Origin of the sequence: Vibrio sp. FF266, from assembly GCF_041439695.1 — a bacterium.
Classification (GTDB): Bacteria; Pseudomonadota; Gammaproteobacteria; order Enterobacterales; family Vibrionaceae; genus Vibrio; species Vibrio tasmaniensis_A.
Window position 1 is genome coordinate 1 of the sequence record NZ_JBGOOO010000085.1, and the last position, 4,402, is coordinate 4,402.

Annotated in this window: 5 protein-coding genes; 4 read left to right on the forward strand and 1 reads right to left on the reverse strand. The window is 39.9% G+C overall.

Translation table 11 applies throughout. From position 1 onward, the window contains the following. Nucleotides 1-1,658 precede the first annotated feature (1,658 nt). From tssD to ACED59_RS24135, 3 genes are read left to right on the forward strand one after another with little or no spacing between them, the layout of a single operon-like run. Nucleotides 1,659-2,153, forward strand: a complete 495-nt coding sequence (tssD, locus tag ACED59_RS24125) for a type VI secretion system tube protein TssD (RefSeq protein ID WP_371705167.1) — start codon at nucleotides 1,659-1,661, stop codon at nucleotides 2,151-2,153. Continuing rightward, entirely contained in the window at nucleotides 2,146-2,895 is a 750-nt protein-coding gene (locus ACED59_RS24130) for a hypothetical protein (protein ID WP_017098609.1), read from the forward strand. Before tssD ends, ACED59_RS24130 begins: the two co-directional genes overlap by 8 nt. Then, nucleotides 2,885-3,211, forward strand: a complete 327-nt coding sequence (locus ACED59_RS24135) for a hypothetical protein (protein ID WP_371705166.1) — start codon at nucleotides 2,885-2,887, stop codon at nucleotides 3,209-3,211. Before ACED59_RS24130 ends, ACED59_RS24135 begins: the two co-directional genes overlap by 11 nt. A 124-nt stretch (nucleotides 3,212-3,335) precedes the next feature. Here ACED59_RS24135 and ACED59_RS24140 read toward each other — a convergent pair whose 3' ends face one another. Continuing rightward, the gene (locus tag ACED59_RS24140) at nucleotides 3,336-3,773 is read right to left on the reverse strand and encodes a regulatory protein RecX (protein ID WP_371705165.1); all 438 of its coding nucleotides are present in this window, start codon (nucleotides 3,771-3,773) and stop codon (nucleotides 3,336-3,338) included. A gap of 137 nt (nucleotides 3,774-3,910) precedes the next feature. On the opposite strand from ACED59_RS24140, the gene ACED59_RS24145 reads away from it, so the two are divergent. After that, on the forward strand, nucleotides 3,911-4,111 hold the full coding sequence (locus tag ACED59_RS24145) for a hypothetical protein (RefSeq protein ID WP_371705164.1): 201 nt from the start codon (nucleotides 3,911-3,913) through the stop codon (nucleotides 4,109-4,111). The last annotated feature ends 291 nt before the right edge of the window (nucleotides 4,112-4,402 follow it).

Genomic DNA, 4,402 nt, shown 5'->3' on the forward strand with positions numbered 1-4,402 from the left:
GGTAAGAGACAAATCCCAATCTGAAAGCGACCATAGAGATACCCAAATCACTCATCAATTTGAGTCGAAATGGGTAGGGGTCGGCGCAGCCGAAAGGGCTGTTCCTTTCGCCGCGCTTGTACTCTTGTTTCTTTCATTGATACCGCTAGGCGCAGTGTGTGAGTAAGCGTAGCGTCCGAACACCTAGCAAGCGGAAAGCCACTTAATGCTAATCCTTGGCACTGTCTCTGTATATTTATTCTCTTCTCTTTTTTAGTTCATCTTCTATGCTATTCTAATCACGCGCTTTTGTTTTAAGCCAGCATACACAGAGTGCACTCGCTACGCTCTTTTCTCTGTGATCTGGAAAGGGGCGCTAACGCCCCCTTTACCCGCGTGTGAATTTATTCCCCTCATAGCTTTTACCGATATATGAAACCGATATGTAGAACTGATATATGGTCATATCGGTTTCACATATCAGTTCTACATATCGGTTTTTTTTGATTTTTCTGTGTGAGCTTATTCTCACTCACTTTTTACGCTATTTCTGGGGACTCTTTTAGTGGACTCCCCTTCTGGACTGGCTTGGTCCACTGAATAGGTCCACAAAACTAGTCCCCAGAAATGCCAAAAAAGATAAAATAAAAGAGCAGCTTAGAAACATGTTTCTAAGACCTAGGATGCGTAGCGCTACGCGCGACCAAGCACTTCTAGAGGGTGAAATAGTTTGTATTTTCGCAGGTCGTTCCTCCCTGGCTTAATTCCGCCTTTTCATCCAACCAGAATCACTTGGTCTCGCCTACTCAACGCATCCCAAGAGCATGCACTAAAATTAGCAATTCCCCTCTCCAGTTCGGCACTTTCAGTGATTGAATTTCTTAACGCTTATAGAGCACTTTCATTCCCACATAACAATTAAATCCCCTCGGAGGGGGACGCTGATCGCGATTGATTTAGGAAACGAAAAGTAGAGAGGCGCACCTCGAGTTTTTGTGTTCGTTATTTGATTAGCAGGATTCGCATTTTTTAGATGTCTGAAAAAATGCCGGTCTGCAGTTTCGCTTCAAGATTCTTTCTGACGCACTTACTTCGTTCGTTTGTCGGATCGTTCTTTCCATTAAAGAACTTCGTCCATTTTATGGAAAAGAACGATCTCATTTTATTCTCGATTCTTTGAAGCTGTTTTATGCTTGAGTTACGCCATTTCTTGTGAGGTTTTACTATGTCTAGCGCCCCGGATGATTCCATCGTCTTAGTTTTATTGATTCTTGGTTATGCGATTTACAACATCATTCGAATCACACTTGAGATTCGTAATTCGAAATTCTGATTTAGTTTACTTTTAGCCGTTACGGTGTTCTTTTAGGGTGAGTTTGAACGATGTTAATTCGAGCTGAGATTCGCTCTGAAAGCGTCACAAACTTACAAGGCCGTATGGAAGTATATTGCCTTGATCAAGTGTCCAAAATCTTCGCTAAGAGCGTTTGAGGGGTTCTGAGGACTGTTTCTGATAGCAAACTCGTGGATTTTACATAATAGGAATAATGAACACCGATTTTTTCTCCCCTAAGTTTGTAAGTAAGGGGAGGGCTTATTTGTTGAATTGGGCAGTAATTAATTCTCTAAGTCTATGTTAATGTGATTAAAAACTAATGTATGACTAGGTGTTATAAAAAATGGCCACAATCGCGTATCTGAAAATTGAAAGTGTTAATAGAGGTTGCCTATCGTCGGGGTGCAATACACCGGCATCAATGGGGAATGGTTTTCAAGAAAACCATGAGGATGAAATCACAGTCCTTTCATACTCTCACAATGTCGCTTGGGACAATCGTTCTATTCATTCTCCGGTGCAGATAATAAAAAAAATCGACAAGTCCAGTCCTGTTTTAGCTCAAGCTTGCTCTGATGGGGATGAATTGATGTGTACATTAACTTTTTATAGACATGCGCCTAATGGTGGAGCTCAAGAAGCTTTTTATGAGGTCACTTTAATTGGTGCATTGATCCGTAATATCCGCTCTGATATGCCTCACGTTGTTAGCTCTGGTGAGTTGGAAATGCAGGAGAATATTTCTATTTCTTATCGAGATATTCAGTGGAAGCATTTGGCTGCGACAACTTCTGCTTTTTCTTCATGGCTTAAAGTTAAGGATATGGCTCGTGGTTAATTCTGTTCTTAATTCAAGAGAAGGTCTTGATGAGGGAACTTGGTTACTAGAGCAAGAAGTTAGCCTTGCTATTACCGCTGTTTTATCCTCTTTAGGGCAGATGAATCTCGAGTATGATGTCCATTCTCAAGCCGTTAGAGAGTTCAGTCAGGCGTTTAATGTGGTTCTAACCTCTTATCGTAAAGGTAATATTAATTACGATATGGCTCACAGCTTAATTAATAAAATCAAACTCGGGTTTATTGATGGTAGCCAGGCTCTCCAAAATAGAGAGATAAATAGAAAAATACGTAATGAACAGAGAGCAGAGCAGAGAGAACAAGACGGAACCAGTGCTAGCTATCGAAGAAATATGCGTGTTAATAATCAATCATTTAACGTTCGATTTATGGCCAGTTGTGCCAATACAGAATGCTTGATGCGAAATGCTAACATCGATATGGAAGATGATGCGTTTCAGGATTATATTGAGGCAGCGACGCAAGATAAACGTTCGGATGTAATGCAGGTAATCGGTGTGGCATTGATTGTTAATCCTTATCTAGTTCCGCTACAAAGAATAGTTTTGGCTGATGTTGCTGAATCTGCTACTAAAGGTAATTTTGATCCTGCTTTAGCATATGCGATGGGATCTGGAGTTGCTTATAGGTTAAGGCTTCTCAACTTTTCTAATCGAACTCAAGCTACATCCGAAAGCGTTGCTAGCTATTTTTCTGGGAATGTTTTAAGCGATGATAAGTAAAGAAAAAATATGGAAATATTTAAATATATCTGATGGAACATTTGCTTTGTGCTTTGTTTTAGGGTTGTTTTTTTTTCGAGGTGATGCCTTAAATATTGCTGTTCTATGGATTGTGGCCTTTATATCGTCAGGTTTGGGTCTTCGTCGTTATTGTAAAGGTAAAGGGATGATGAGATATGGTGTCATTCATAACGTAGACGCTGATGATCATGATGCAATGTTAAGTTCTTATTCTTCTCACCGATGGTCTATGTTTTTATGTACCATCGGGTGTGTTGCTTTCACTATATATCAACTGTATCAAAACTTTATTTAACTTAAATACTTAAATCCGCACCCAGATTCAGACACAAGAACGGCTCCCGATTGGGAGCCGTTCTTGGATCGTGAATTTTCACATGCGTAGGGGTAAATCCATAAAATACCTCTATTGGAAGTTTTTAATTTGATAGCAGTTCCATGATGATACCCATTGTGTGTCCTCGATATTGAAGATAACGGATCTGCTTAGCTTTCTCTTTGGGGTCTGTTGGAAGTTCATCACCAAATTTCTTTATTCTCAGTTCTTTTGCTAGTTCAAACCAATCCACATCCAGATCTTCTAAGGCCTGTTCTATAGCAAGTAACTCTAGCCCTTTTTGTCTTAGCTCTTGTTTAATTCGGCTTGGTCCATGACGTTTGGCGAGTTGTTTCTTTATCTCCTTTTCGATGAGCCTTGAGTCATCGAGGTAATGATGCGAGATAAGGCGATCCATTACTGAGTTTATTGAATCTTCATCTGATGAGTAACGCTTTAAGCATCGTTTTATTTCACCAGAGGCATAATCACGTTTAGCCAGTAGCGTGACGGCTTGATCATATAGGTCTTGTTCATTCATTATAAATTATCACTGTATCGTCTGAGTACGTATTTATTTTTGATTTAAACAAGTTAACAAAAAAAGAGCTACTAGAGCTTAACCATAGAGTTGTTGAACGGCTAAAAGAGATCGATGTCCAAAATACATCCGGTCTTATGAATGACTTTTCCATTGGGGATAAGGTTCGCTTTGAACCTCCTGGTGAAGATGGTGTGAGTGGAGTCGTGATTCGAAAAAATAAAAAGACAATTTCTGTTTTAGATGATTCGGGACATCGATGGAATGTTCACCCATCATTCTTAATGCATCAAGGAAGAGGAAATATTCTTGATGCAGATTGGGAAGAAGTTGTTTGATTTACCATAACGGCACTTAATCTGCACCGTGATTTAGAAACAAAAAAGGCTCCCACTGGGGAGCCTTTTTTGTTTGGGAAAGCCATGACCGGTTAAAAGGATCATTGAGATCAATCGCTTTTGGGATTAATCTATTTCCCAGATGTGAAAAAACCAGCTTTGGCGAGCTGGTTTATTTCGGAATACTTAAACGATTTCAGAACCCGTTAAGTCCTTTCATGATAGCCATATCACGCAAGCACTTCAAGTACTCCTGCACTCTGTTTGGATTCAAGATGTTTTGGACAGAGC

Bases quoted from the DNA above. Each gene is read 5' to 3' on its own strand.
- ACED59_RS24145 (WP_371705164.1), top strand. From the start codon at position 3,911: ATGAATGACTTTTCCATTGGGGATAAGGTTCGCTTTGAACCTCCTGGT.
- tssD (WP_371705167.1), top strand. From the start codon at position 1,659: ATGGCCACAATCGCGTATCTGAAAATTGAAAGTGTTAATAGAGGTTGC.
- ACED59_RS24135 (WP_371705166.1), top strand. From the start codon at position 2,885: ATGATAAGTAAAGAAAAAATATGGAAATATTTAAATATATCTGATGGA.
- ACED59_RS24140 (WP_371705165.1), bottom strand. From the start codon at position 3,773: ATGAATGAACAAGACCTATATGATCAAGCCGTCACGCTACTGGCTAAA.